Below are 25944 nucleotides of genomic sequence, written 5' to 3'. Positions count from 1 at the left end.
TTAAATATATACTTTTTATCTAAAAAATGATATTGTCATTGAGTAATGATCTGAATAGGTGGAATTAATCAATTATTGTAGAGAGGTAATGTGAAAATTCGAGCTTTTTTCAAAGCTGTTCCATTCCTTGTCATTTTGATTCTGAGCAGCTGCGTCAGTTTTCCGGTTAATGACGGAGCTTCAAAAAGCTTAGTGATCGTCCCTGTGGAATGGTCCGAGCATGCTTCAGATGCGCAGTTACATCAGTATCTGGTAATTTCTTCGTTAGAAAGTGGGCAGGAATATGGCAAAACAAGTTTGGCTACACATAAAGGGTATGCGTATATTAAAGATCTGCCTCCGGGCGGTTACTATGTCTCGCAAATTATCACCAAACTGAATGGTGAGTTGTTTGAACAGCAGAGTACAGATCATGGGTATTGTACCTTCTTTGTGTATGAGGGGAAAATAACCTTCACACCAATCATATTTAAGCCGTATTCCCGTAAACCCAGTCCCACCAGTGTGAGTTTCGGTATTAAAACGACGAGGGATTTTACAGGCGATGCCCAAAAAGCGCTCTACGAGGAGATTAAGGACCAGTTCCCCGAAGAAGTTGAAAGCTGGGAGGTGGCAAGCTTTAATGGTATGGATCTGGACATATTCAAAGATTAGAGGCTTTCTGATAATCGCCCATCAATAATCTTTGCAGCAAAAACTACGCCTCCGGTTGGAATAGCATTCCGCCCGGAGGCTTATGAATTTCCATGAACCGTACTGCTGATTGCAGCTGTACCATCAGCAGCAATCCCCGCTGCAGCGGTTAATCCTCCGGAATTACCGGAAGTATCCGTTTTCCCAGGGCTGAGAGCAGGAAGCGGGGCATGTTGGCGCTTGCTTCCCTGCTGGAGCGGATGTAGGCAGAGTCCAGTTCGGTCTCTGCCGGTTCGTCATCATCTATTTCCAGAACCCGCAGGGAATTGGATGCCGCCGTCATTTCCATGACCAGGTGGGTTTCCCTGTTGGTGAGCCCGTCGTTGCCGTTGTCCGCAACACGACCGCTGAACTTCAGGTAGAGTCCTTCGGTTCCCATGGAGGTTCGCTTCAGGGACTGGCGGATAATTTCACGCATGGGGATGAGGGATATCTCCTCCATGGTGTACACCTGGATGTTCAGAGACCTGATAATCTGGGCCGCATCTTCTTCAATCTCCCGTACTCCCAGCAGCACAATGTTGCTCAGATCCAGACTTCTGCTGATCTGCTCGTTATCCCTGCCCAGCACCCGGCTCAGTTCCTCGCTTCGGATGGTGGAGTCCACCCACAGCAGACCGAACTGATTCATGCTTGCTGCGGCCGCTTCCAGCCCCGTAACGCACAGCTCCCTTCCACCGAGAATGGGGATGGATCCCGGTTCGATTTCCCTGGAAAGCTCCTCAACCCCCAGCCCTGCTTCCGTTCTTTGGAACCGGTAATTGAGTTTTTCCAGTCGGGCATCCAATTCCCGGCCGTAGCGTTCATTCTGAAAGAGCCGTCCCACCAGAGTTACCGAGCGACGGCGGTTTTTTTTCAGATGATCAGGGAGAATTACCCGCTTGCCCACATAAGCACTGGTCATGCAGGCCAGCAGGGCCGAATAGTTGGGAATAAATTCCACACGTTCACCCAGCCCGGGTTCGGTTTCCAGGGAATTGATATCAATAAGAAGATGATCGGAGGAGGCTCCGAGGATTGATACTTGGGGATTTACCGGTGCAAGACCTTCAACATCCACATCCTCACGGCCAATATTCAGAATGCCTCTGAGAATGTTGCCCCTGTCCTGAAACACCGGGGTCGACCCGAATGCATCCTGTCCGGTGACCCCGATGGGGACGGAAGGCTTTCTCTTTTTCTCGATAATTTCAGCCCTCAAAAGGAAGGCCTTCTGGCTGGTGCCCGGCCATGCCCGGCGCTCAACGGTTTCCCGTCCCAGCAGGATGGCTTCGCCGATCCGCAGATTGTTGATTCGCTGGGGAATTTTCCCCTCTCCTAGCAGATTCAGGGAGCTGGAGTTTCCTCCCGATACAATGGGCATGGGGATGCCGAAGCGCTCTTCAATTTCATCTGCGTAGCCGGCCAGTCTGCCCAGGTTTTCCTCACTGGGAATTACTCCCCCGTAACATGTCAGATTGGTACCGATGCCCCGGATTCGCACCCCTTCCATCTCTATGACCCGGGCCGCGGTCTCCATGAGATCTTCGGGCCAGATCCCTTCCCGCAGATCTCCAAGATCCACCATGAGAATAATCTCGTGAACCGTACCCACAGAGAGGGCCACATCGCTGAGACGCTGGATCACCGAAAGTTCGGAGTTCAGGCTGAGGTCCACGCTGCGTACAATTTCCTCCGCCGCCGACAGGGGAGGGATGCGCAGCAGCATAATGGGGGCGGAAATACCTCCGGAGCGGAGACGGTGAATGTTCTCCAGCCGGCTTTCTCCGAGCATGCTAACCCCTCCTCTGAGCATGGCTTTGGCAACCTGGGGCATTCCGCAGCTTGCCTTGGTTACTCCGGTTACTTCTATGCCATGCTGTGTGCAGAGTTCGACTATGACCCGGGTGTTTTCTTCAATACGGGCGACATCGATCATCACTTCCGGTCCGCTCATGATCCTTCACCCCCTCCCTGTTCGGCTCTTGTTCCGGTTCTTGTGGTCCTTGTTCCGGTCCGCACCCTCCGGCCAGCTTTACTCTGCTCTCTGTTGTTCTGTTCTTCGGCGTTCTGCTCGATGTTGTTCTGTTCTTCGGCGTTCTGCGGCGTTTCACTCGGCGGCAGCTCTATGCCCAGGCTTTCTGCCAGCAGTGAAAGAACTGCCTCCGGATACTCGTCGGCCAGGACGCCCAGGCTGGACATAATATAGTCCGCATCAAGCAGAATGGCAGCCTCAGGCGGGGGAAACAGATCCCCTCCGCTTCCCGATTCCAGAACCCGGGAAAGTAACTTCCTGCCCCCGGGCAGCCGGGTCAGGGCTCCGCCTGTACCGATAACTGTCTGCACGGCGCTCAAGTCCTTTCCCTGGGCCAGCTGCTGTTTCCCGGATATGGTGTACAGGTTCCTCAGCTTCCCCGCATGGCGATGAAGAGCGGTCAGGGCTGCATGGTAGCAGAGCGTTTCCGCCATCTGCCGCTCTTCCTCGTTCCCGGGTACCGCCGGCAAGGCATCAACCACGGCTTCCACCTCATGAACTGATTTCCCCAAAGACTCGGCGATTATTTCTGGTCCTGCGGATGAAAGAATCTGATGCCGGTTCACAAAAAGCCCCAGATCCCCTTCCACCGTCCGTTTGGCCTGGGGTTCAGGAGCAATAAGGATTCGTTCAATCTCCGCTGAGGCGTCGCACGCCGAGTGAAGGTCGGTGGTGGCTCCACCCACATCGAACACCAGAAGATTGCCCATTCGCTCGTGGAGGGCCATGGCGCTGCGCATAACCGCCCCGGGCACGGGCATAATGTTACCGTCAATCAGTTCCCGAATATGCTCCATTCCCGGTGCATGCACGATGTGCTCTTCGAACACTTCCTGAATGATGTTCCGGGCGGGCTCAACTACCAGCTCGTCGATCCGGGGATACACGTTGTCGCAGATATGGAGGGGCAGGGGCGTATTCTCGAAAAGGCGTTGGATTTGACGGTGGTTCTCGCTGTTTCCCCCATAAATGACCGGGGTGGTTCGCCCTTCTGATATCAGGGCCGATACAATAGCTTCGGCGTTGTACAGGGCCGTATCCCGTTCACCGTAATCCACTCCCCCGGCGATCATGATAATATTGGGCCGGGAATCTAACATGCTTCGGATATCCTCACTACGCATTTTCCCTGCGGTTATAAGGGAGATGTTGGCGCCGGCCCCCAGGGCGGCTTCCCGTGCGGCCTTCACCGTCATATCGTAGGCCAGGCCGTGTACGCTCATTTTCAGGCCGCCTGCTGCTGATGACGAGGCAAAGAATCGTCCCCAGCTAAGCTTCCGTGCGCCCAGCTTGTTCTTGAGCTGTTCAAGGGCCTGCTCCAGACCGATGCGTACATCCCCCTGCTGAACGGTACTCGGAGCGGCTCCTTGACCCAAAAAGCGGGGCGGGGAGGCGACCGCTGTCCGGCCGCCCGGCCCAACCATGCCGTCTTTCATGCCAGAATTCATGCCGGAAAATGCGCTCACAACGGTGGTGGTGCTCCCGATCTCCGCAGAGAGAATATCCACCCGCATCAGCTCTTCCTGTTTTCCACCAGGAAGGTGGCCACGTGTATGCCCTTGGTTCCCCGGCCGAACCCCGCATCGACGCCCTGCTTCACCGCCAGGTCCGGGGTCACCTGAGTGCCCCCGGCGAGAATCAGCAGTTTATCCCGTACGCCTTTTTCAACCGCCAGATCATGTACCCGTTTCATGTTTTTGTAGTGAATTTCATCATGGCTGATAATCGTGGAGACCAGAATGGCCTGGGCGTTGATCTCTATGGCCGCATCCACCAGCTTCTCAACCGGGACGCTGGTTCCCAGATAGTGGCACTCAATTCCGTAGCCCTCAATTCCCCCGTGTTTAATATCGATGATTTCCCGCAGGCCCACCGAATGCTCGTCTTCGCCCACCGTACCCGCCACAATGGCCATGGGCCGGGCTTTGATCTCTGTTCGGATCTCTTGTTCGCTGAGCACTTTGGGTTCGGGGGGAATTTCCAGTTTGGAGGTGTCGATGGTGAATGAAACTTTTCCCTTCAGCTCAATCCGCGTCCCCTCCGCCGGATGCATTACTTCAACATGAATTACCTCGGCTTCGCTAAGATTCATGTTTTTTGCAGCCTCCAGGGCGGCAAAGCGGGCGGTCCGCTGGTCGGTGGGCAGAAACATGGTGAGAAGCACCGTGCCGTCACCCTGCCATTCCATTTCCGGTTTGATCAGGGAGGAGTTGCGCAAATGGGCGGTTTCGGCCATCCGGGCCGCCACGTTGTCGTTCGCATCCAGCTCATCGATGAACACAATTTTCTCCGGTTTTTCAAAGGTGCATCCGTCTATGAGACTGGAAGGATTATCCTCCGCCGCCTTCCCGTAGGGGGCGAGGTTGTTGTATCCGAAATGGGCGGTAACCGGGGCCATGTAATCATCATCCCGTGGGTACACGGTTCCCGCGCCCACACCGCCGTCACGTTTGCGTACGATGGGATCCCCGTTGCGCTCGGGGTACTTTCCCGAATCCACAAACATTCCCGCTTCCACCGCATCGAAATATCCGCCCAGCTCCAGCATCTCTTCCATGTAGAGAATGGCCCGTTCCTTCAGTTCCCGGACATTCTGAGCCAATTCCCCCTCATCCCGTCGGAGGGAGACCATTTCCATGAGTCCGTCCATGCCGTTGAACGCCTGTTTGGCCGTGTCCGTTCCTTCAACATTGTAGATATGCCAGGGAACGTTTCTCCCCTCGTCCGGGGTAATGGTGGACTGGATTTCCGCCCGGGTGAACTGGCTGATCAGGAGATTCAGGGTATGGGTAACCGTGGCTTCTCTGGCTGAAGAGGTCATGTACTTGGTGTTCTGCTGGGCCCGCATCTTGTAATCCCGGAACAGTTCCCGGAGAGCCACCGCGTAGGGCAGATCCAGCCGCATGGCCGGAGCCGGAGGCGCTGTGGGGGGGACTGTGGAGAGACAAATATCTTCCGGCTTCATTCCCGCCTTTACCGAAAACATGGAGTTCAGGGCATGCTGAACCATCAGCTCGGGCATCACCTTCCAGGCTTCCCGGGCGGTGGCGTTGGCATTGTGGGCGCCGTCAATCTGGGCGATCCCCGCCCAGGCCATAACCCGTTTTGCAACCGCCGCATCAACAAAAGACCGCAGCATATTCACGTTGCGGTAGAGAACGTTGTACTGGGGGTCCTGGTGGGCGCCGTTCACCCCTTCCTCGGCGAACAGCACCGCCATCTCCGGGCCCGCCACCCCGCTCACATAGGAGTGAAAGTTAATGGGGCGTCCCACCTCGTCTTCAATGAGATCCAGGGCTTTTCTCTGAGCCCTCAGCTGCTTCCTGGTAATTGCCACCCCGCCGATTCCCTGGGGGCTGCCTTCCAAAAGTCCGTCCATATGACTCTGCCCGGCGGTTCGAATAACCATCAAGTGGTCTGCCCCGTGCCAGGCGGCCATCCGCATCCGGCGAATATCATCCTCAAAACGGCCGGAGGCGATCTCGGTGGTGATGGTGCTCACAGGCTGGGGGTCGATATTACCGAAGTAGTGGGCGGCGGGGAGGGGAACCGAATTGCTGAGGTTTTCCGTGGTTTGGTAGTACTCGAAGGGGCCTATTCTCCGCTTTTGTCCTCCGCCCCTGCGCCAGAACCAGCCCCGCCTCCGGGGATGATAATGCTCGAGATCCTCCAGGATCCGTTCCACATCCAGTTTCTCATTGGGAGCAAGGCCGCTGGCGTCTTTGCCCGCTGTGGTTTGGTCATTCTTTCCGTTCATTTCCATATGGCCCGGGCCTCCTTCCAGAATTTTCCTCCGGCCAGAGCCGTTGCCGCATTGCCGATGGAGATGCCCTGATCCTTTGCGACCCGGTACACGATATGCCCCGCCCCCTTGCCCAGAAGGTCGTGATCCACCGCCTTTTCCACAATCGCCGCAGCCTCAATGCTGGAAATTCCCATCCGCAACAGCACCGAGCGCTCTATGGAGGGGCTGGTGTGGCGGTGGGCGGTATCTATTAACGGCTGGGTGAGGGCATCCGCCAGATGCCAGAACCGGTCCTCCAGCTGCTTTTCACTCAAATCTGCCAGATGTTTTCGCCTGATTTGAAAATCATCCTTTCGCTCCTGCATATGCACTCCTTATATATGTACCCTGGTTTTCGTTACCTCTTCACTGGTTCGCTGTCTCAGCCATTGCCGCCCTTGCTGCTGCCGCTGCTCGGTTGAATCTACTGTCGGCGCTCCGTCGCCATCGCTGTGGCCGCCCGTCGCCGCTGGAACTGTCTCTACAGCCGGTGCCGCTTTCAGAGTGATGTTTACGATGGGTGAATCATCTCCCGCATATCCCCCAGGATGGCCCGGGGTACCGGCAGATCCAGCATGGTTTTCAGTCCCGCCGATGCGTTGATCACATGGGGGATCATGTTGATACACATGGCGATAGTGCCGATGCCGCCGGGAACCTCGGGTTTGATCTGGAGGTTGATGTGGGGATTACCCCGGATTCTGATGTAGTCTCCGGTTTCGGTTCCTTCGGCCTCAGGCTCGATCTGTTGGGGGTGGAGCATTTCGATTTTGGTAATGCCGTCCACTTCCCCGTAGCCCTCCATGCGGCATCCGGCCACATCTCCGGGCTGAACAGATGCGTACTCGGTCTTGCGGGGAACCCCGGTGACTATGGCTTCCATGCTCTGGCGGACCGCTGCGCTGAGCTTCCATCCCAGGGCGTGGGAGATCATGCCGATACTCTCTTTGAACCCCACATGCCCGGCCAGACTGCCGTCCTCTGCGCCCCGGCGGAACTCTTCAGGGCTCAGGCCCACTCCCTGCTCCTCCATAACCGCCCGTCCGAAGGGGGAGAGACTGTTCACCCGTTCCGCCTGAATGTGGTCGATATCCAGGCAGGCTCCGGTCATCATCACCACCAGCAGGTCCATGATCAGCCCCGGGTTAATGCCGGTGCCCAGCACCGTAACCCCCGCCTTCGCCGCAGCCTCATGAATTTTCCCCGCCAGTTCCGGTTCTCCGGCGCGGGGGTACGCCATCTCTTCGGCGGTGGAGATTACATTGTAGCCCGCCTCAATAAGAGTGATGATCTTTGCATATGCCTTCCGTGTGAAGGAGTCGGTTGCCAGCAGGGCAATGGGGGCATCCCGGGCATCTTCCATGGCTTCCTCTATGGATTCTCTGATCACCACATCCCGACTGGCGGCCGGTTCAGTCCAGCCGTCAGCGCCCGAGTTCGTCTTCAGAACCTCCAGCATGCTTTTTCCCCGCCGTTGGGGATGCATGTCGCAGATCCCGGAAATTTCAACGCCGGTTTTTCCCAGCAATGCCTTCGCCATGCCGCTTCCCATGGCTCCGAATCCCCAAATCAGCACTTTCACCCTATCGCTCATATTCCCGTCCCTGATCCGATCTTTCCGGTTGTATTTACTATTATAGTAGTAAGTATACTCCGTCCCATTCTGCTGTCAAGGAAAGAATCCTCGCTCTGATTTTCCTTGACGGGGGACTGAGCTAGGTCTAAGATCAATTTCCGGCATTTTACTATTATAGTAGTAATTCGATACTGGTGATTATCAGGTCTGATGACAGACGGTACACCGGTATCCAGCGAGGAGTCGATGATGGATGAGAAAAAACTGGCGGTAGTTGCCCTGGGGGGAAACGCAATTCTGGATAAAAAGCGGGGAACGGATATCCACGCCCAGTTTCAGGCCACTCGGCTGTCCATGGAGGGGGTGGTTGAGCTGTTGAAACAGGAGTATAAGCTGCTCATAACCCACGGCAACGGCCCCCAGGTGGGAAATATCATGCTGATGGTGGAATGTTCAAAGACCAGCCTTCCCGAAACGCCCCTGGGGGTTGCCGACGCCATGACCTGCGGCTCCATTGGTTACATGATTGAACAGAGCCTTCAAAACACCATGATCCGGCACGGCATATGGAGGAATGTGGTCACCATTCCCGCCCAGGTGGTGGTGGACCGTTACGATCCGGCCCTGGATGAGCCTACCAAACCCATTGGCCCGTTTTACAGCGCTGAAGAAGCGAAGAAGCTGGAAGCAGAACAGGGCTGGGTGGTTCGGGATGACGCGGGCAGGGGGTACCGCCGCTATGTGGCATCCCCCTATCCCCTGGACATTGTGGAAAAAGAATCAATCCGTCATCTGATCGATGAAAACTATCTGGTGATAACCGGCGGAGGCGGGGGGATCCCGGTGTATTATCAGGAAGACGGCACCATAGAAGGGATGGACTGCGTAATCGATAAGGACCTGGCAAGCATGAAATTGGCCTTGTCGGTGGGTGCCCATGAATTGATTATCATTACCGGTGTGCCCCAGGTGAGTATCAATTTTGGAACCCCGCAACAGCAGGACCTCAGCAGAATTACTCTGGCCCAGGCTCGTCATTATCAGAAGCAGGGACATTTCCCGGCGGGATCCATGGGCCCGAAAATTGCGGCGGCCATTGAGTTCGTGCAGGCGGATCCGGAGAATCGGGTGATTATTACCGATGTTGAGAGTCTTCCAGAGGCAGTTCGGGGGGAGGCGGGAACAATCATCCAGTCCCATTTCACAGCTTGACAGAGGGCAGGGAGAACTTTCCGGCCATTAGACGGCCTGTGCGATTAATCAGGACCGGGGCAAGGCGCAAAGTTGTTCACCCCGGGGCGGCTCAATGGCGCCTGTTGAACTTGTCCCGAAGCTTGGAAAGGTTTTTTCCGAAATGCTCAACCATCACCCGGTTTCCCATTACTTCAACCAGCTCGGCAAGATAAAAGTCGTGGATAATGTAGCCCTCTATGGAGTGAACCAGGCCGATGTTCCGGGTCCACACCATCTCAGTTTTTCCCGGCTCACCCAGAATGCCCGAAAGACAGATTTCCCGGTCCGCAGCCAGGTCAATGCTGCGCCCCTGGTCGAAAATATCCTCAAGATGATCCCGGTCGTGGAAATAGGCCTCGCCGAAGTCCACGTCAACATTTCCGTATATCAGCATGAACACATCCACACCTCGCTGATCGGCCTTCCGCAGCTCCTCCCCCAGTAATTCGAACTCCTCGCTCCAAAGACCGATATATATTGATGCTTTCGCCTGGGAGATAATTTCCCCGGTCTTGGACAAGCCTTCCTCCCGGCTCTGGATATTCCATACCGGGTCAAAGTCGGAGGAAAACGAGATGGAGTGAAGACTGTCGTTCAGTTTCCTGGTAAGAGAGTCGTTGTCCCGCTGAATTTTATCTATCAGTTCATCCGGCGAAAGGGGGGAAAAGGTCTCCGGATTGGTGCCGGTGGAAACCGCATAGCCCTTCTTTTTCAGACGCCGGCAGATATCGTACACCCGGGAGTGGGGGACGCCGGAATTTTGGGAGATGGTGTATGCGCTGGCCGGGTGGGTCTGGAGAAGGGAGAGGTACACTTTAGCTTCGTATTCTATAAACCCCGCATCCATGAGATCGCGGATTATGGAATCAACATCCTGTTTCATGGAAATCAATATATCATAACTGCAGTAGTAACACTATACGTTTCTCACCGAGTCATTGTGCTCATGAGTTCCAATGCTTCTTGCTGAGCCGGGTGGATTCACCTATCATATGTCCATGGCAGAAGAAAAATATTCCAACAAAGAACTTGAGCGAATCCTGAAAAAGGCAATAGAAATCCAGGCACGGGAATCGTCCTCCGGGAATACGGAAACCGGGGAAACCGGTGTAGATCTGGAAGAGATTATCAATGTGGGCGACGAACTGGGAATATCCAGGAAGGCAATCAACCGGGCCATGATGGAGCTGGACAGCGGGAGCAACACTTCAAGCCGCATTCTCGGGGGCGATATTGAGTGGCGCCGGCGGGGTGATCTTCCGGTTTCAGCCGATGAGGAAACCCTGGAACGTCTCGGGGTGATCATCTCCAGGGAAATTGGCATTCCCGGCAACCTCTCCATAACCCGAAAACAGCTGTTCTGGAAAAGCAGTCAGATGATGAACGGAGACAATTCCTGGAACCTGCAAATATCCGTTCACAGCGGGAAGAAATCAATCTCAGTTGATATCCAGAACCGTCAGGGACTTCTGGCCGGTGGACTCTTCGGAGGTTTGGTGGGAGGCCTTGGAATGGGACTGGGTTTCGGTGTGGGATTCGGCGTAGGGCTGGGAGCCCTTCAATCCGGACTTTTCACCGCCATCTTCGTTCCCGCGGCACTGGCCGGCAGTTTTCTCCTTGCCAGAAGCATATTTTCCGCGGTCAGCTCACGGCGGCGGAAGAAGCTTGAAAATCTTTACAGCCAAATCACCGAGACTCTCCAACAGGAAGCATCAACACAATCCTGATAAAGAAGCAGCGGTATTAATGCTTCCATATGGTGGACAGTATTTTATATATAGTATAAAAACTATATAAAAAGTACTATACGGAGAGCATCATAATGTGGCAACTTCTTAGAACAGTAAAAAAACATCTCAGTGCGGCTATCGCAGTCTCTATGGCGGCGGGATTCCTGTTTGGACTTTTCAGCGGGGACGTGACCTACCTCAAAAACTGGATTATGCCGGTTACCATCATCATGATTTTACCCATGATGGTGACATTTCCAATCAGCAGTCTTTTTCGGCAACCTCCCACACTGGGCCTGGTTTCCGGCAATCTCCTTATCAATTTTCTTCTCATACCGGCCATTAGTCTGGCTCTCGGGCGGATGTTATTCCCTGCCGAGCCGGGATTTTTTCTGGGGATGCTGATGATCGGTCTCATACCAACCAGCGGTATGACGATCTCCTGGACGGGATTTGCAGGAGGAAACGTAAAAGCCTCTGTCAGTCTGATGGTGATCGGACTTCTTGCAGGAGCCGTGCTGGCCCCTCTGTATCTTATGATTTTTATGGGAAGCAGGGTGGAGATCAATCTCCTATCGATACTGAATCAAATTCTACTGGTGGTATTTATCCCCATGATTGCAGGGGCGCTAATTCGTCGCATCCTAATTGCGCGGGGATCTGAAGACCGATTTCATGGGTATTGGAAACCCCGGATCCCTTCAATATCCACACTGGGTGTGTTAGGTATTGTATTTTTGGTTGCTGCACTGAAAGCGGAGCAGCTTTTCGGTTCGCCGCAACAACTGATTTATCTGCTGGTTCCGGTTTTGCTCTTTTATGGGCTGCTGTATGTGACCGTGACAATGATCGGACGCCGATTTTTTTCAAAGGAAGATGGAATTGCATTAGTGTTTTCAACGGTAATGCGTAATCTTTCCCTATCGCTTGCCATTGCGGTAACTGCCTTTCCGTCTATCGGTTCCCAGGCGGCTCTGCTCCTGGCTCTGGCTTATGTGGTACAGGTTCAAAGCGCTTCTTTCTATGCCCGATTTGCCGGGCGGACTCAGGAAAAACACCAGGCAATGGGAGTGGCAACTTCTGCCCTGCCTGAGGCGGAATAACAAACGGCCGGCTGAAATCACCTTCAGCCGGCCGTTTTTTAATGGCGTACTTCATAGAAAATCCTTCCAGGAACCCATGAAGCAAGAGGGGGATATGTTTACAGCGACTTGTAGCAGAACCACCAGTCGTATCCGTCATAGCTATCCAGACGGGTTTTGGAATCCTTCTGGCTCTGGGGAGGTGGAATGATCACCTTGTCGCCGATAAGATCGTTGTTCGGCCAGTCTGCGGGTACCGCCACCTTGTTTTCATCCGAAAGTTTAAGGGCTTTTACTGCCCTTACAACCTCATCCATGTTGCGGCCGATTTCCTGGGGATAGTAAAGAGTAAGGCGTACCTTTCCGTTGGGGTCTATAATAAACACCGCACGTACAGTATTGGTTCCTTTTCCCGGATGCAGCATTCCCAGTTTGTTGGCAATGGTATCGTTGGCGGCGATTACCGGAAAACTGATGTCCACATCCAGTTTTTCTTCAATCCATTCAATCCATTTGATATGACTGAAAATCTGGTCCACAGACATTCCGATGAGCTTTACCCCTAAATCGTTGAATTGCTCGATCCGTTTTTGAAAGCTCACAAACTCGGTTGTGCACACCGGGGTGAAATCCGCAGGATGGCTGAAAACAACCGCCCAGTTACCGGCAAGATCTCCCGGCAGATTCATGGGGCCGTGAGTGGTTGATACTGACATCTCTGGAAAATCATCACCCAGCAAGGGCATGTTTACATTATGTTCTTCCATATTCTGACTCCTTATATGTGTTTATCTGTATTTAGCAAGAGTCGTGCCAATCATCGTGCTATTTGATCGTATTGTGTAAATGTTTGTATACGCGTGAGTTACGAAGATCCCTGGGTTCTGTTTTTTAGCTGGAATTCCATTAAACCGATATTTCGGTGTTGAAATCCACCGATATTTCGGTAATACTGATATTTCGGTGAAGGGGGCGGGATGGAAACCCATATTCTCAAGTACAACGGAGATCAACTGCTGGAAATTATTTTGGAAGCGGTCAGGGATGTTATCGATTTCGAGCTGGCTGTCATCCTCAGGCTCCACAGACAGGACCAACTTGTCGTCAGTAAGGCAAGCGGTCCCCTGGCGGGGAAAGAAATCGATAAATTTCACATTGATCTTCGCAAGAGAGGAGATATCGCACGGCTGATGAACAGCAATCAACCCTATCTTTTTGATGAGGAAGAGGAGCACATCGACACCTATGAAGGAGTCATTGATCTTCCCGATGGGCACAGCTGTCTGGTTGCCCCGCTGTATGTGAAGGATGACCCGGTGGGACTTATGACCTTTGATCATCGGGCCTGCGGTAAGTTCACCCCTTCGGTGGTGAAATTTATCGGAACAGTTTCCGGCCTCATTGCCATTATCCTGGCTCAATACGATTCAGGGAAATATCTGGACGGCATCCGCAAACACCTGATCCGGGAAAGAAACATTCTGCTGGGGGAACGCAGCCAAACCTTCGACACCCTTATCGGGGAGAGCACCCTGTGGCGGGGAGTGATCGAACAGGTGAAAACTGTCTCTCCCTCGGATTTACCCGTGCTGATTAACGGAGAAACGGGAACAGGAAAAGAGCGGGTGGCACAGGCAATTCATGAATTAAGCGACCGGAAAGATGGACCTTTCATCCCCCTCAACTGTTCCGCCCTCAATGCCGGTCTGGTGGAAAGCGAACTGTTCGGTCATGAGAAAGGAGCATTTACCTCGGCGGAGGGCCTCAGAAGAGGCCGCTTTGAGATGGCCCACCGGGGCACCCTTTTTTTGGATGAGATCGCCGATCTGCCTGCAGAAATTCAGCCCAAACTGCTTCGCACCCTCCAGGAAGGTACATTCGAGAGGGTGGGAGGCGAGAAAACCTTATCCAGTGATGTGCGGATCGTTGCCGCAAGCAACAAGGATCTTCGTGAGCAGGTTCGTTCAGGCCGCTTCCGGGAAGATCTTTTCTACCGTCTCAGCGTGGTTCCGGTGAATCTTCCCCCTCTTCGGGAACGGGAGCACGACGTTCTGCTTCTCGCAGAATACTTTCTTTCCCAACTCAGAAACAGCCGGGGGTATGGCGATCTGTATCTCAGTGAAGAAGCAGTGGAAGGAATGCTGGAATATCCCTGGCGGGGAAATGTGCGGGAACTTGAAAATATTATTAAGCGGGCCGCACTCTTCGTTCGCGATGGAAGAATCGCCTGCCGCCACCTGGGGCTGAAAAGCTTTGCGGATCTGGTCCCCCGCAGCTTAAATGAACCGAACACCCCGCCGGCACCGGACTCAGCCTTTCCCACCCTCCAGCAAATGGAAGCATCTCACATTGCCGCCGGCCTGGAACGCTGCCGGGGTAAAATTTACGGAGAAGACGGAGCTGCAGCTCTCCTGGGCTTGAAACCAAGCACCCTGCAAAGCCGGATGAAGAAGCTTGGAATATTCCGCTAATCCATTGTCTATTCTGAACCCTGCCAGCTCCTTGTCACATTTTTCGGAATCGCCACAATTGTCTGGTCGATCGGTTTCTTGCACCGCAGGCACGGTGCCACGGTGTTCCTGCTGATATGTATCGCGTCATTTCTTTTCGGCGGAGGCACAGGCCAAATAGTCTTTGTTATTCCAGCCTGGGCCTTCGGGACCAGGATGAATAGGTCCCTCCCGTGGTGGGACCGGGATTTAGGAAATGACTTTCGCAGGGAGCTTGCGCGCATTTGGCCGTACACTCCGGCTTTAGGGTGTGTCTGGATGATATTGGCGCTCTTCGTAAGCAATGTTGGATTTATTCCCGGGGTAGGAGATCCCGATACGGTTTTGAACATTACCCTGATTACCGTACTTATCAGCGCGGTTCTTTTTCCGCTATCGTTCATCAGCGCAATTTCCAGTCGGTTGGTGAACACATCCCATGCATAAAGAAATTCGCTATTAGGCTGAAGAAGCATGCCTATAGCACTGTACACTGGGATCAGCGGCATGCCGGCCGGAGCTTCTTCCGGAACCTGAATGCTATTCGTCGCAACTCAGTGGCACTGGATTTACAACAACAAAAGACCTCATGAAGCTTGTGGAGGGAAAACACCTAAGGCTGCTTGAGGTAAATACGCCTACTATTTGATACCCTGCAAAATGGGGTGACTACAAATATACCCCGTAGATCTGGCCTCCACGCAGCCTGCCACTATTTGTACAAGGCGGTATTGTACACCGGGATTCTGGGCTCAGGGAAAAATCTACTGGTGGTTCACTCAATCCAGATGGGGCTGGACCACGCCATCTGGCCGTTTTTCTGGCGTACCCGGACCCGGTAGCAATGGGGCTCTCGGTCGTATTTCCGATCGCGGAATTCCACTTGGCTGTGAAAGAGCTTTGAGGGAATTGCCTGATGAATCTTTGCCTTGTAGGCCATTCCAAACAAAACGTCTTTGCGATATAGATTTTCCGCATCCACGGAAAAGTGTTTCTGAATAAGTGTATTCGATTCCCGCCTGTCCCAGAGTACCGCGTTTTCCCGGCGGAGTTCAGAGAGAGTCGCTGTTCTCCGTTGACCATTAATTTCTATCTCAAAGCGGGTTCTCGGTCCGCCTTTGAGTTTGAGAACATAGCCGTTTTGCACCGGTCGATTCACCGTGTCCTGACCGCTGGTGCCTGAAAAAGTGAATTCACCTTTTTCTATGCTGTACTGCTGCCCGGCGCTGATGAAGCAGGAATAAGCCGCCATCACGGCTCCAGATCCGGTGGTACTTCCGCTATCGATGCAACGAACCCGGCCGTTCCAGCTTCGGGGCTCGAGCTCGATAACATTGGATGTGGGCCCCCATCCGTACTCTATGCGAACCATGTATTCATCATCTTCCGTGTCTTCATCTTTGCTGTTTTCATGGGTCTGACCAGAAAGTGGATCAGAGCCGAGGATGCTGAACCGATCCACAACAACTTCATCCCTGATGAAGTCGATGTAGTCGATGGCGTCCAGCGCTTCTACATTCACCGTGAATCTTGGAGAATCAGCCGGGGCAGGAAGTATTGAACCCATATCTGCGCCGTCAGCCTGGAACTGCAGACCGATGCGGTCACCGGTGACCCCATAAACCCGTCGGGCGGCGAACGCTTCCCACAGGGCATCGCGGGTCAGCTCGGCGGCCCACACTCCGGCGAGTCCTTGGCCGTATATCCCCGGTAAGGGTCCCCAGTTATCGGTGGAGCCTACGATTCCAATTCGGCGCCCACTTGCGATGGCGGCGCTGATGCTCCCGTTGGCCTGATCAGGTCCGAGGAAGGGGTTGCTGCGCAGACCGCCGCCGAAGGATTCACCCTCGGAGCTTCCATGGATAGAGTAGACCTCCGCAAACGGCGACAGATAATCATCCTGCATATCCCAATTCTTGCCCCTGAATCCGGCGATGTACGCAGTATGGTGGGGAATAGCGAATGCCCGATGATCCCGTAAACGGGCATACAGCTGTTCGAGGGTATCTTCCCGGTACAGCGGCGGATCATCCTCATTGTAGAAAACATTGTGATCGCCCCAGGTTCCGTCACCTTGCCATTCATATCCCGGAAAGGCGACGAAACTACCGTCCCGATGGATCGCCGCGATGGCCGTTTTAAGCTGATTCCATTCCACCTCGATCTGCCCGGGAGATTTCCACTCTTCCACATTTAGCGGCTGGCGGCCCTTGTCCTGGGAGGGATGCCCCCCCTTTTTAAAGGCCGGCGACGTATAGGGATAATAGGCGGCACTGTAAAAATCAAGATGAGATGCGGCAGCAGCAAGATGCCGATCCAGTGAAAAGTCCGGGTCCGGTGCCTGAAATGTATTATCATGGGTCTCACCCCAGTAGAGTTTATTCATATCGAGATCCTTTTTTATGCTGTTTCGCGGTCCTATCCCTTCAACCCCGATGAAGCGATGGATTGGACGATGTATTTCTGTGCGCTTAAAAAGAACGCAATCAGCGGGATCATACCCAGTACGAGGATGGGAAGTGCCATATCCCATTGGGCTTTGTACACGCCGAAGAAGCTGTTGATTCCCAGGGGAATCGTATAGAAATCCCGATCATGCTGCAGAATAAGCAGGGGTAGCAGAAAATCGTTCCAAACCCACAGGCTCTGGAGAATCATAACGGTGGTAGTCATGGTCTTTAGCTGGGGAAAGAGAATCCGCCAAAACAGCTGAAAATCATTGCACCCATCAAGCATGGCGCTTTCATCGAACTCCACCGGCACGTAATTGAAGTATCCCCTGTACAGAAATACTGTCAACGGCATGCCGAAGGCCCAGTAGAGCACTGATAGCCCAATGGGGTTGAGCATGTTAAAACGGTTGGCAACCACCACCAAAGGGATCATTATTGCCTGGAACGGAATCACCATGGCGATAATATAGCTTCCATACATAATTCCGCTCAATCTGGTTTTTACCCGGGCAAGTTTCCATGCCGCCATGGCACCGAGTATCGCCATACCGCCGATTCCCAGTATGGTTACCACCAGGGAATTGAAAAACACCTGGCCGAAGCGTACCCGCTGCATCCCCTCCAGATAATTGGAAAAATTTACTGTCTCGGGCATTGCTGAGGCATCGAGAATTATTTCACTGTAGGATTTCACCGAATTGGTCAGAACGAAGTAAAAGGGCGACAGGATAATCAGCGCCACAACAACGGTAATAATATAAAATAGGATTCGAGTAGGATACATTGATTTCACAGGGTAACCTCCCGCTTTTGAGTGAAACGCACCTGCAGGAAAGAGAGAATCGCCACGAAGGTGAAGAAAATCACGGCTTTTGCCGAACCGACACCGTAATTTCCGTACACAAAGGCTTCATTATATATATTGATCGCCAGCGATTCGGTAGAGCCGAAGGGGCCACCTCCGGTGAGGGAGTACACCAGACCGAATATCTTGAAAGAATTCGCTAAAATAATAAAAATACTTACGGTAAAGGCCGGAACGATAAGCGGAAGAGTAATTTTGGTGAACTGCTGCCATCCGTTGGCCCCGTCGATGGTCGCTGCTTCGTATAAATGCTCATTCACACTGTTCATAGATGCGATATATATCAGCATGACATAGCCCGCCTGCTGCCATACGAATACGATCACAATGGCCCAGAACGCGGTGTTTGGTTGACCGAACCAGGAGATGTTTTCGAGCACCCCGCCGATGGAAGGCAACGCCTGGGCAAAGATAAAACGCCACACAAAACCAAGAATTATTCCGCCGATCACATTGGGCAGAACAAGGATCACCCGAATGAGCGAATTCCAGCGGGTACTCTTGTGGAATGTGACGGCATACATCAGTCCGAGGAAATTCACCAGGATACAGGACACGAGAGTGAACTGAAATGTAAAAACAGTGGATGTAATAAAGCCCTCATCTTCGGAAATGACCCGGATGAAATTACTCAGACCGACGAATTCGAGATCCCGTGATATACCATTCCATTCGGTAAGAGAGTAGTACCCCCCAAAAAGAAACGGGACTATCATAAATAGCAGGAAAATCGCAAAGGGAAATGCCGTGTAGAACCCGAAGCTGTTCAACAGGCGGTTTTTCATCGTCGAAAACAAAAGAACCTCCAAAAAACCCGACAGCGAAGAACGCCGTCGGGTATAAGCCGTTATTAATCTGCCAGGGATTGCCATTCCTCGTCGAGTCTAACCAATGTTTCTTCAAACGATCTGCGACCGGCGACGAATTCCTGAAAAAATTCCGCTGCTGATTGGGTGTAGCCCTGGGGAAAGCGACCGAATACCCATGGAATGGTTTTTCCTTCCAGCGAATAGGCCAGAATATCATTGCTGATTCCACCTGCGAATTCTGCGTCGAAGTGATCGTAGGCAGGAATAGAATTCAATGTTGTAGCCAATTCATTTTGGCCTGCAGTCTCATTAAGGAGCCAGTTAAGGAAGATCCGTGCTTCGGCATTCACCTCGGAATCTTCACTGACGACAAAGTACCAGGGAATACCTACAGGGATGCCGCCGGTTCGGCTGGCATCATCGGTAATAGCCAGCGGCACCAGCCCCATATCCATATCGGGGTTCGCATCGAGTATCGCGGCTTCCTTCCAGTTTCCCTGCTGAATCATTGCGCCTTGACCGGCGGCAAACAGTGATACCTGCATATTGTGGTCCTGGGCAAGGGGATCTCCGTCGGTGTTTTCAACGACGAGATTGATTAACTGTTCCAGGTCCTGGAAATATTCGTTATCGGCGATACTGGCGCTACCGCTGTTCAAGCCTTCAATAAAGGCCATGGGATCATCCTGGACGGCGAAGGGTACATTTAGCTGATGCATACCGATCACCCACCAGGTTCCATATCCGGAAACGAAGGGGGTTATGCCGGCGCTATTCAGTTTATCCACAGCGTCGCTGAGTTCGGAGAAAGTATCCGGTACTTCATCGATACCCGCCTGGGCAAACAGATCCCTGTTATAGATGTAGCCGTACCCTTCGATTGATACGGGTAAGCCCATCAATTTGCCGTCTACATACGCGCTGTCATCCGCAATGGGAAGGAAGTGATCAACTACATCCATATCAGACAAGTCATCAAGGAACTCGCCGTAGAGTGCAAAGTCACTGGGACCATCAATCATAAAAATGTCCGGGAGCGAGTTAGTCTGTGCCCGGCTGGCGAGAATCGGCCGGTGATCGGTCCCGCCGCCGACGACTTCATAGTCTATGGTGATATTCGGGTAGTCTTCATTAAACTTGGCAACCACCGATTCCATCGACTCGCCCCACACCGACTTACCGGCGATAAAGAAATTGACCGTCTTCTGCTCCTCCATACTTTCGGCGGATTCACCTCCACCCGCCGCAAAGAGGGTGCCTGCGATTACGAAAAACAGTATGAAACAGATACTCGCTTTTCTCATTTCCTAACTCCTCCTGTGGAATAGGTTATTCAATCCCGCATTTCACGGGTTGACCGCTGTTTTGTATGGAGTCCTGAGCCGCCAGCACCATATCCAGGGATACATATCCGTCCCGGGCACTAGCCACCGGCGCTACTCCTTCGTAAAAATGCCGAAGCGCTCGAATCAAGTCCCTGTCAGCTCCGAAGTGGCTGGTCTCGAATTCGTCACCCCGGCAATCGATTACTTCTGTTTTATTACCAAAGTCAGAATGGACTGTGACTTCGCCGCTATGTCGGTTTACTGTGATTTTTCCTTTTTCACCCAGGAGCAATAATCGCTCCTGATCTTTTGTATCCGGACCGAAAATGCTGAAGAACAGAGAGGCTTTGATTCCCGACGGATATACCACTGAAACCAAGGCATGATCGACGATATCAGAACCCGGGGCGTAGACACAGGTATCAATTTGGTGCAGTTCCTCTGTGGCGTTTTTCCATGAATCCAATTCGAGAACATGGGCGCCATCAGAGACTTTTTTTGGATCTCTGCGGTATGGACAAACCCGGCGGCATACCCTGCAAGAAGCCGGAGCGTTTTGTTCAACGGGGAAAACTGTGCTGCGCCCGCCTACCGCGGTGATTAATGCAGGATACTCACCGGCCATCCAGTTAAAAGCATCGAAATGATGGGAGCTTTTATCGTTGAGGGCACCGCCGGACCAGCGACGGCGCCGGTGCCAGGTTTGCAGGTAGCGGCTGTAAGGGATGACAGAAGTGATTTCCATCATCTGTAATTTCCCAATGACCCCGCTTTCCAGCAGTTCCTTTGCCTTTATCCAGCTCTTTTCATATCGCCTTGTAAAGCCCATTATCAGGGGGTTATCCCGAGCTGATGCGACGATGGCTTCGGCGTCTTCCCGGGTTACCGAGATAGGTTTATCGAGGTAGACTTTTTTTCCCGCATTCAGGGCCTTTATTGCATAGTTTCGATGTTGATTAGTGAAGTTTGTTATAAGGATGATTTCGCACTCACCGTCATCCAGCATCTCGTCGTAACCTGCGTATGCCCGTACCCGGCGTGCTGATCCCCGCTTGGCGTACAGTTCTTCGAGATGCTTCTTTGCCTCCGCCGAGCGCTTTTGTATGAGATCATAGACGCCCGAAACCACAAGGCCGGTTTCTTCGGTCAATGCCACTGCGGCTTCTGCAAGACAGTACACTCCGCGTACCCCGGCTCCAACGATGCCGATTCCGATTTCCCTCATGAAAATAAGTATAGCACCGCTCACTCAGGGAGATGGTATATTAATTTCCTATACAGGGTATAAGAAAATGTTATATCCTGTATGATGTAATGATAGACAATCTTCTGCGATTCAAGCGGGTGGTTGAAGCCGGCAGTATAAACAAGGCGAGCCGCTTGCTCTACGTTAGCCAACCTGCGCTCTCCCAGTCGATTAAAATGCTGGAACAGCATTTCGGGGTGAATATCCTTGAGCGGCATTACTCAGGAACCAAGCCCACCATATTCGGTGAGATCGTCTATCAAAGCGCCTGTGAAATTGAGCGGAATTTCCTCGAACTTAACCAAAAGCTTCTGGCCGAAAAACGGAACAGAGCCCGGGGTTCTATGGATAATGAAATTGCCATCGGATGCAGCACCATCTGGAACGATTTTCTACTGCCCGACGCCATGCGCTCATTGGACTTATTGAAATCCTGCACCCTCAACGTTACCGTAGATACTTCAGAGAATCTCCTGTCCGATTTGATTAGTGGAGTGGAATATGATTTTGTCCTCTGCAGGATCCTTGAAAATAAAAAAAATCATCAACTGGAATCCATTCCGCTGTTTAAAACACAGGCGGCGGTATTCACCAGCAAGCGCCATCCGCTTTTTTCCCGGGAGATCGACAAGGAACAGCTTCAGGAATTGAAATGGATAAAGATTAAGAGCATGCCGGTGCTCCCCCACCAGGAACTGACTCCCGCAGGTGCGGAACTTTTTCCCGAAAGTTTTTTTCCGCCAAAAATCGCCTATGAAGTTGAGGATCTGATGGCCGCTATTCAGCTCATCACCGAGAATTACGCGGTGTTACTTCCCTTGGCAATTGAAAAGCTGATGGCTAAATACGATGTAGTTCCACTGCCGTTTCCCAAGGCCCTGACTAAAAGCTATTGGCAGGGAATAATTTTCCCCCGGGAAACCGAGCTTCCTCTGAATATTCTTGAAGTAATGAACAAAATTCAACTGTTGTATAGCGGAAATCAGAAATTCTAAGCTGACGGTTTTTTGCCTGGAGGGAACAACTGTAGTATAGTTCTCTTAGACCGTCGATGATTCCCCCGGTCAATTACCCCATCGACGTGTTTCAAGGAGGATATTCCCTTGGCACTTACATCGATGCAGACCCAGCTTTCCTTCGTGATCCTGGGCATGCTGGTTTTGATCACTGCCACAAATATTAAAACCGAAATCATCGCCCTATTGGTTCTGGTCGTCCTCGCCCTTAGCGGAATGGTTTCCAGCAGGGATGCCATTTCCGGATTCGGCAGTCCAGTTGTAATCACTCTGATGGGCTTATTTATCATTGTCAGTGCTTTGGAAAAGTCGGGTATCGTCAACTGGATCGCCCGGCGGCTCAACACCCTGGGGCGAGGTTCAGAAGGAAGCTTGATCATTGTGTTCATGTCAGCGGCGGCACTCCTGTCGCTGATCATGAACAATGTTGCCGCCGGAGCTGTGCTTCTGCCGGCGGCGGTACGGGTGGCGAAAGTTTCCGGGGTCTCCGCCGGGAAACTGCTCATGCCCATGTCATTCGGTACCCTTGTGGGAGGAATGGCCACATATTTCACCACAGCAAACATTCTGATGAGCGAGCTGCTGGAATCCCGGGGATTTCGGGGGTTAAATATGGGTGATTTTTTTCCCGTCGGAGGCCTGATAGTCATCGCCGGAGTCATGTATATGCTGATTTTCGGCAGGAGGCTGCTTCCTGATGCATCAGAGGATAATTCTCAATCTGGCAGTTCCCTGTCGGATCTCAATCGAACATACGAGATTCCCCAACATCAATGGCTCGTGGAGGTATCACCGAATTCACAGCTTGTTGGGAAGACGATAGCCGCCTCAAAAATCCACTCAGCCATGGGACTAACCATCACCGCGATTCAGCGCAGACCGAGGATCGTTTCGATTCCCGGACCGGATGAAGTAATCCGCAAAAATGATAGACTGCTGCTCGTCGGAAAAGCAGAGGCGATCCGCGAGTTAGGTGAATGGGGCACCACTATTTTAGATCGCCAGTCCGTGAGACCTCGAAGAAAGCAACTCCTGGTGGAGCCAATCGAAATCGCCGTCGCCCCCCGGTCCGAAGCCATTGGCAAAACCCTCAAGCAGATCCGTTTAAACAGAAATTTCGGTATTCTGGCCATAGGTATCTGGAGGGACGGTGTAAGCTACACCGATTCCGTTCGCGACATCCCCCTGCAAATCGGAGATGCGATCCTTGTTGCTGCCAACTCCGACAGCATTGAAAAACTCGCCATGAATCCAGACTTTATTCTTCCCGCCGGCATGTATTCCGAACGTCCGGTCGACCGCAGAAGAGCACCTCAGACCTTGATTATCTCCGCAGCTGCCTTGCTCGCGGGCATATTCGAGCTTACCGACCTCCCCATAGCCATGCTCCTCGGTGTCGTGGCTCTGGTACTCAGCGGCTGCATCAGCGTCAGGGAGATGTACGATGCCGTGTCGTGGAAGGTGATTTTCCTGGTTGCGGGAATGCTGCCGCTGAGCTATGCGATTTCCGATTCCGGGCTTGCCCAAATAATGGGCGCGAGCATTGTTGAAGCTCTATCAGGCGCAGACCCGTTGGTACTTATTGGCGCAATGATTCTGTTCACCATGGTAGTCGGCCAGATTATCGGTGGCCAGGTGACCGCCCTTCTGGTGGGGCCGGTAGCCATAACCGCTGCCGTCCAGTCGGGTATTGATCCCCGGGCCATCTCCGTGGCGGTTGCCATGGCTTGTTCCATGGCCTTTCTCACTCCCATCGCCCATCCCGTAAATGTCCTGGTACTCGGTCCGGGGAATTACCGCTTTTTGGATTTTCCCAAAGTGGGCATTGGTATTACCATCACTACGATGGCCGTCATGCTATTGGGATTGAGATTTATTTGGGGTGTATAGGTGGGACAGGAGACCATGAAAATGAAGGAACTGCTGATATACCTCAATGAGATGAGACAGTACAAGATCTGCACGCGAAAGCTATGGGCATTAAAGGCATCCGGGGATCTTCCCTTTATTCAGAGAAAGCCTAGGAAAGAATGCTTTTCGAAAGAAGACTTCGTTGATTTTTATTGAAGTATTATGAAGATATATGCTTATTATAAATGGAATTATGATGCTTTTCGATGAAGTTTACTGAACTTGGTTGAAAGCCCCAGAAGTCTACTGAAGTACCTTCCTTGGTGACATTAAAATACACCCGGTCCTCTCTGTAAAATGCTGAATAGAAGGAGATGAACCGAAATGGGGACTGTCCAAGAAGTTAGAGCAGCCTCTACTGTTTTACATTAACCCGCTCGCAATCATGTGCTAGAATTTCCCATGCCCAAGGGAATAAGCGATACATCAACCTTCAAACACTGACTACCGGATTACTGAAAATGCTAGGGCGAGTTTCGAGGCCTATGTCGCCCAGATAAGAAGCGCGTTGGGGTAATCATGCAAAAAGGTGTCGGCGAAGATGCTATTGTTTCTTAATCTCAATCTCAATCTGAAAAACCCAAAGCGTTTTTTTCCCGACGATTGCAATAGCTGAAGTGTATTGGTCGGTATAGCGAGGTAGACCGAGCAAAGGTAATCTCACGAACTGTATATCTTAATCATGGTCACTCAAAAAAAATCCAGCCATCATTCCGCTCAACAGTTGGCGGCTCTCAGAATCGTCGAGTAATTCACGGGGAATTAATTGATTGTGGGCCAAATCCGATAGGCCATGGATGTAGGCCCATGCCGATATTGCATAGAGTTGTGTTTTTTGCTGACGATATTTCACCGGCAGTTTCTGCGAAATTGAATTCTCTAGCAAACCGAAGCTTTTCGAGGCTTCGGTTTGCAGTTTGGGATACTTATGAAGTTCATTGGCCGGAATGTAAAACATTGCTTTATATAAAGCGGGATGGTCCAAAGCGAAATTCAAGTACGAAAGGCCTATATCCTCGAGAGTAGGTGTTCCTGAAGAGGAATCCATCATTGATGTCGTCAGCAATTGAAAGCCCCTACATGCAACTTCCGAGAGCAACTCAAGATTATCTTTTATATGCCGGTAGGGTGCTCCGGGAGATATTCCGATTTCCTTCGCCAAAAGTCGAATACTGAGATTCTCCGGTAATGTGCCCTGGTTGATGGTATCGAATGCCATAGATATTAAGGTCTCTTTTAAGCTGCCGTGATGGTACGGCTTTTGTTTGTTCATACATAAGTTTTATAGCATCTTGACATTAAAGTAAATACTGTTTACATTAAATGTAATCACTGATAACATAGGAGGTAATTATGAAAGTGACTTTATTAATCACGGGTATTCTTCTGATCGGAGCCTTGGTGAGTTGTGGCACGGTGGATCCGAGTATCCTCCAGGAGCATTCGGGAGAATATGTTGAGCGAATAATTTGGGTGGGTTTTGGCGAAAGCTATCTATATATCGATGAAGAATGGCAGAGGTCACCGAGCTTTGACTATTCATTCATAGTGAAACAGAATCGCTTGGAAAATCGATGGGAGAGCCATAAAATTCAAAACCGTACGGCATCGGACTATGATGGCTTAGCCGGTCCGGCTGATCAGCAACACTCATTTATCATCCAATATCACGCGGAAGAAGAAGGTCGTATTCCTTTTGATTTGACTTCTACCTATGG

At 52.0% G+C, this 25944-nt stretch carries 22 protein-coding genes; 9 read left to right on the top strand and 13 right to left on the bottom strand.

Going from position 1 to position 25944, the window contains the following annotated elements:
- The first annotated feature begins 90 nt into the window (after positions 1–90).
- A complete protein-coding gene (locus tag AC52PS_RS02635) occupies positions 91–654 on the top strand; it encodes a hypothetical protein (protein WP_495561479.1) in 564 nt (187 codons plus the stop codon).
- A gap of 148 nt (positions 655–802) precedes the next feature.
- On the opposite strand, the gene AC52PS_RS02630 is transcribed toward AC52PS_RS02635, so the two are convergent.
- The 5 genes from AC52PS_RS02630 to ord form a co-directional block, all read right to left on the bottom strand.
- The gene (locus AC52PS_RS02630; RefSeq protein WP_495561478.1) at positions 803–2629 is read right to left on the bottom strand and encodes an alanine racemase; all 1827 of its coding nucleotides are present in this window, start codon (positions 2627–2629) and stop codon (positions 803–805) included.
- The gene (locus AC52PS_RS02625; RefSeq protein WP_495561477.1) at positions 2626–4221 is read right to left on the bottom strand and encodes a glutamate mutase L; all 1596 of its coding nucleotides are present in this window, start codon (positions 4219–4221) and stop codon (positions 2626–2628) included. The genes AC52PS_RS02630 and AC52PS_RS02625 overlap by 4 nt, the downstream gene beginning before the upstream one ends.
- Positions 4221–6470, bottom strand: a complete 2250-nt coding sequence (oraE, locus tag AC52PS_RS02620; protein WP_495561476.1) for a D-ornithine 4,5-aminomutase subunit OraE — start codon at positions 6468–6470, stop codon at positions 4221–4223. Before oraE ends, AC52PS_RS02625 begins: the two co-directional genes overlap by 1 nt.
- The gene (locus tag AC52PS_RS02615; RefSeq protein WP_495561475.1) at positions 6461–6817 is read right to left on the bottom strand and encodes an ornithine aminomutase subunit alpha; all 357 of its coding nucleotides are present in this window, start codon (positions 6815–6817) and stop codon (positions 6461–6463) included. The genes oraE and AC52PS_RS02615 overlap by 10 nt, the downstream gene beginning before the upstream one ends.
- 185 nt (positions 6818–7002) lie before the next feature.
- Complete coding sequence (gene ord / locus AC52PS_RS02610; protein ID WP_495561474.1) at positions 7003–8085, bottom strand: 2,4-diaminopentanoate dehydrogenase; 1083 nt, start codon at positions 8083–8085, stop codon at positions 7003–7005.
- A 192-nt stretch (positions 8086–8277) separates the two neighbouring features.
- Between ord and arcC the strand changes: the two genes are divergently transcribed.
- Entirely contained in the window at positions 8278–9279 is a 1002-nt protein-coding gene (gene arcC, locus AC52PS_RS02605; protein ID WP_495561473.1) for a carbamate kinase, read from the top strand.
- A 91-nt stretch (positions 9280–9370) separates the two neighbouring features.
- Here the strand turns inward: arcC and AC52PS_RS02600 are convergent, their stop codons facing one another.
- The gene (locus AC52PS_RS02600; RefSeq protein ID WP_495561472.1) at positions 9371–10183 is read right to left on the bottom strand and encodes a TrmB family transcriptional regulator; all 813 of its coding nucleotides are present in this window, start codon (positions 10181–10183) and stop codon (positions 9371–9373) included.
- A gap of 115 nt (positions 10184–10298) precedes the next feature.
- On the opposite strand from AC52PS_RS02600, the gene AC52PS_RS02595 reads away from it, so the two are divergent.
- Together AC52PS_RS02595 and AC52PS_RS02590 are read left to right on the top strand one after the other, a co-directional pair.
- Positions 10299–11027: a hypothetical protein gene (locus tag AC52PS_RS02595; RefSeq protein ID WP_495561471.1), complete on the top strand. Its 729-nt coding sequence runs from the start codon at positions 10299–10301 to the stop codon at positions 11025–11027.
- A 95-nt stretch (positions 11028–11122) separates the two neighbouring features.
- Entirely contained in the window at positions 11123–12133 is a 1011-nt protein-coding gene (locus AC52PS_RS02590) for an arsenic resistance protein (RefSeq protein WP_495561470.1), read from the top strand.
- A gap of 98 nt (positions 12134–12231) precedes the next feature.
- Here AC52PS_RS02590 and AC52PS_RS02585 read toward each other — a convergent pair whose 3' ends face one another.
- Positions 12232–12879: a peroxiredoxin gene (locus AC52PS_RS02585; protein WP_495561469.1), complete on the bottom strand. Its 648-nt coding sequence runs from the start codon at positions 12877–12879 to the stop codon at positions 12232–12234.
- A gap of 210 nt (positions 12880–13089) precedes the next feature.
- Here AC52PS_RS02585 and AC52PS_RS02580 point away from each other — a divergent pair, with 210 nt between their 5' ends.
- Positions 13090–14583 carry a sigma-54-dependent Fis family transcriptional regulator gene (locus AC52PS_RS02580; protein ID WP_495561468.1) on the top strand — a complete coding sequence of 498 codons (1494 nt, stop codon included), beginning with the start codon at positions 13090–13092 and terminating at the stop codon, positions 14581–14583.
- Between the two features lie 297 nt (positions 14584–14880).
- A complete protein-coding gene (locus AC52PS_RS02575) occupies positions 14881–15048 on the top strand; it encodes a hypothetical protein (protein ID WP_495561467.1) in 168 nt (55 codons plus the stop codon).
- 328 nt (positions 15049–15376) lie between these two features.
- On the opposite strand, the gene AC52PS_RS02570 is transcribed toward AC52PS_RS02575, so the two are convergent.
- Genes AC52PS_RS02570 through AC52PS_RS02550 form a run of 5 tightly spaced genes read right to left on the bottom strand, consistent with a single transcriptional unit; the run spans position 15377 to position 21278 of the window.
- Positions 15377–16987: a DUF3604 domain-containing protein gene (locus AC52PS_RS02570; RefSeq protein WP_495561466.1), complete on the bottom strand. Its 1611-nt coding sequence runs from the start codon at positions 16985–16987 to the stop codon at positions 15377–15379.
- Between the two features lie 32 nt (positions 16988–17019).
- Positions 17020–17838 (bottom strand): carbohydrate ABC transporter permease, encoded by an 819-nt coding sequence (locus AC52PS_RS02565; protein WP_495561507.1) that lies wholly within the window; start codon positions 17836–17838, stop codon positions 17020–17022.
- Between the two features lie 5 nt (positions 17839–17843).
- Complete coding sequence (locus AC52PS_RS02560) at positions 17844–18716, bottom strand: carbohydrate ABC transporter permease (protein ID WP_495561465.1); 873 nt, start codon at positions 18714–18716, stop codon at positions 17844–17846.
- Positions 18717–18769: 53 nt separating this feature from the next.
- Positions 18770–20032, bottom strand: coding sequence for an ABC transporter substrate-binding protein (locus AC52PS_RS02555; RefSeq protein ID WP_495561464.1), 1263 nt, complete (start codon positions 20030–20032; stop codon positions 18770–18772).
- Positions 20033–20057: 25 nt separating this feature from the next.
- Positions 20058–21278: a Gfo/Idh/MocA family protein gene (locus AC52PS_RS02550; RefSeq protein ID WP_495561463.1), complete on the bottom strand. Its 1221-nt coding sequence runs from the start codon at positions 21276–21278 to the stop codon at positions 20058–20060.
- Positions 21279–21367: 89 nt separating this feature from the next.
- On the opposite strand from AC52PS_RS02550, the gene AC52PS_RS02545 reads away from it, so the two are divergent.
- Both AC52PS_RS02545 and AC52PS_RS02540 read left to right on the top strand, forming a co-directional pair.
- The gene (locus AC52PS_RS02545) at positions 21368–22294 is read left to right on the top strand and encodes a LysR family transcriptional regulator (RefSeq protein ID WP_495561462.1); all 927 of its coding nucleotides are present in this window, start codon (positions 21368–21370) and stop codon (positions 22292–22294) included.
- 108 nt (positions 22295–22402) lie between these two features.
- On the top strand, positions 22403–24205 hold the full coding sequence (locus tag AC52PS_RS02540) for an SLC13 family permease (protein ID WP_495561461.1): 1803 nt from the start codon (positions 22403–22405) through the stop codon (positions 24203–24205).
- A gap of 697 nt (positions 24206–24902) precedes the next feature.
- Here the strand turns inward: AC52PS_RS02540 and AC52PS_RS02535 are convergent.
- Positions 24903–25499 carry a TetR/AcrR family transcriptional regulator gene (locus AC52PS_RS02535; RefSeq protein WP_495561460.1) on the bottom strand — a complete coding sequence of 199 codons (597 nt, stop codon included), beginning with the start codon at positions 25497–25499 and terminating at the stop codon, positions 24903–24905.
- A gap of 80 nt (positions 25500–25579) precedes the next feature.
- On the opposite strand from AC52PS_RS02535, the gene AC52PS_RS02530 reads away from it, so the two are divergent.
- Positions 25580–25944, top strand: a 365-nt coding sequence (locus tag AC52PS_RS02530; protein WP_495561459.1) for a hypothetical protein, incomplete at its 3' end; no start/stop codon positions are given.

It is taken from the genome of Salinispira sp. (assembly GCF_059431795.1).
This window is presented reverse-complemented; position numbering and strand designations above follow the sequence as displayed.

Coding starts and splice junctions, on each gene's coding strand:
- AC52PS_RS02575 (WP_495561467.1), top strand. CDS start 14,881: ATGATATTGGCGCTCTTCGTAAGCAATGTTGGATTTATTCCCGGGGTA.
- AC52PS_RS02595 (WP_495561471.1), top strand. CDS start 10,299: ATGGCAGAAGAAAAATATTCCAACAAAGAACTTGAGCGAATCCTGAAA.
- AC52PS_RS02535 (WP_495561460.1), bottom strand. CDS start 25,499: ATGAACAAACAAAAGCCGTACCATCACGGCAGCTTAAAAGAGACCTTA.
- AC52PS_RS02545 (WP_495561462.1), top strand. CDS start 21,368: ATGATAGACAATCTTCTGCGATTCAAGCGGGTGGTTGAAGCCGGCAGT.
- oraE (WP_495561476.1), bottom strand. CDS start 6,470: ATGGAAATGAACGGAAAGAATGACCAAACCACAGCGGGCAAAGACGCC.
- AC52PS_RS02565 (WP_495561507.1), bottom strand. CDS start 17,838: ATGTATCCTACTCGAATCCTATTTTATATTATTACCGTTGTTGTGGCG.
- AC52PS_RS02615 (WP_495561475.1), bottom strand. CDS start 6,817: ATGCAGGAGCGAAAGGATGATTTTCAAATCAGGCGAAAACATCTGGCA.
- AC52PS_RS02580 (WP_495561468.1), top strand. CDS start 13,090: ATGGAAACCCATATTCTCAAGTACAACGGAGATCAACTGCTGGAAATT.
- AC52PS_RS02600 (WP_495561472.1), bottom strand. CDS start 10,183: ATGAAACAGGATGTTGATTCCATAATCCGCGATCTCATGGATGCGGGG.
- AC52PS_RS02555 (WP_495561464.1), bottom strand. CDS start 20,032: ATGAGAAAAGCGAGTATCTGTTTCATACTGTTTTTCGTAATCGCAGGC.
- AC52PS_RS02550 (WP_495561463.1), bottom strand. CDS start 21,278: ATGAGGGAAATCGGAATCGGCATCGTTGGAGCCGGGGTACGCGGAGTG.
- arcC (WP_495561473.1), top strand. CDS start 8,278: ATGACAGACGGTACACCGGTATCCAGCGAGGAGTCGATGATGGATGAG.
- AC52PS_RS02630 (WP_495561478.1), bottom strand. CDS start 2,629: ATGAGCGGACCGGAAGTGATGATCGATGTCGCCCGTATTGAAGAAAAC.
- AC52PS_RS02570 (WP_495561466.1), bottom strand. CDS start 16,987: ATGAATAAACTCTACTGGGGTGAGACCCATGATAATACATTTCAGGCA.
- AC52PS_RS02585 (WP_495561469.1), bottom strand. CDS start 12,879: ATGGAAGAACATAATGTAAACATGCCCTTGCTGGGTGATGATTTTCCA.
- ord (WP_495561474.1), bottom strand. CDS start 8,085: ATGAGCGATAGGGTGAAAGTGCTGATTTGGGGATTCGGAGCCATGGGA.
- AC52PS_RS02590 (WP_495561470.1), top strand. CDS start 11,123: ATGTGGCAACTTCTTAGAACAGTAAAAAAACATCTCAGTGCGGCTATC.
- AC52PS_RS02625 (WP_495561477.1), bottom strand. CDS start 4,221: ATGCGGGTGGATATTCTCTCTGCGGAGATCGGGAGCACCACCACCGTT.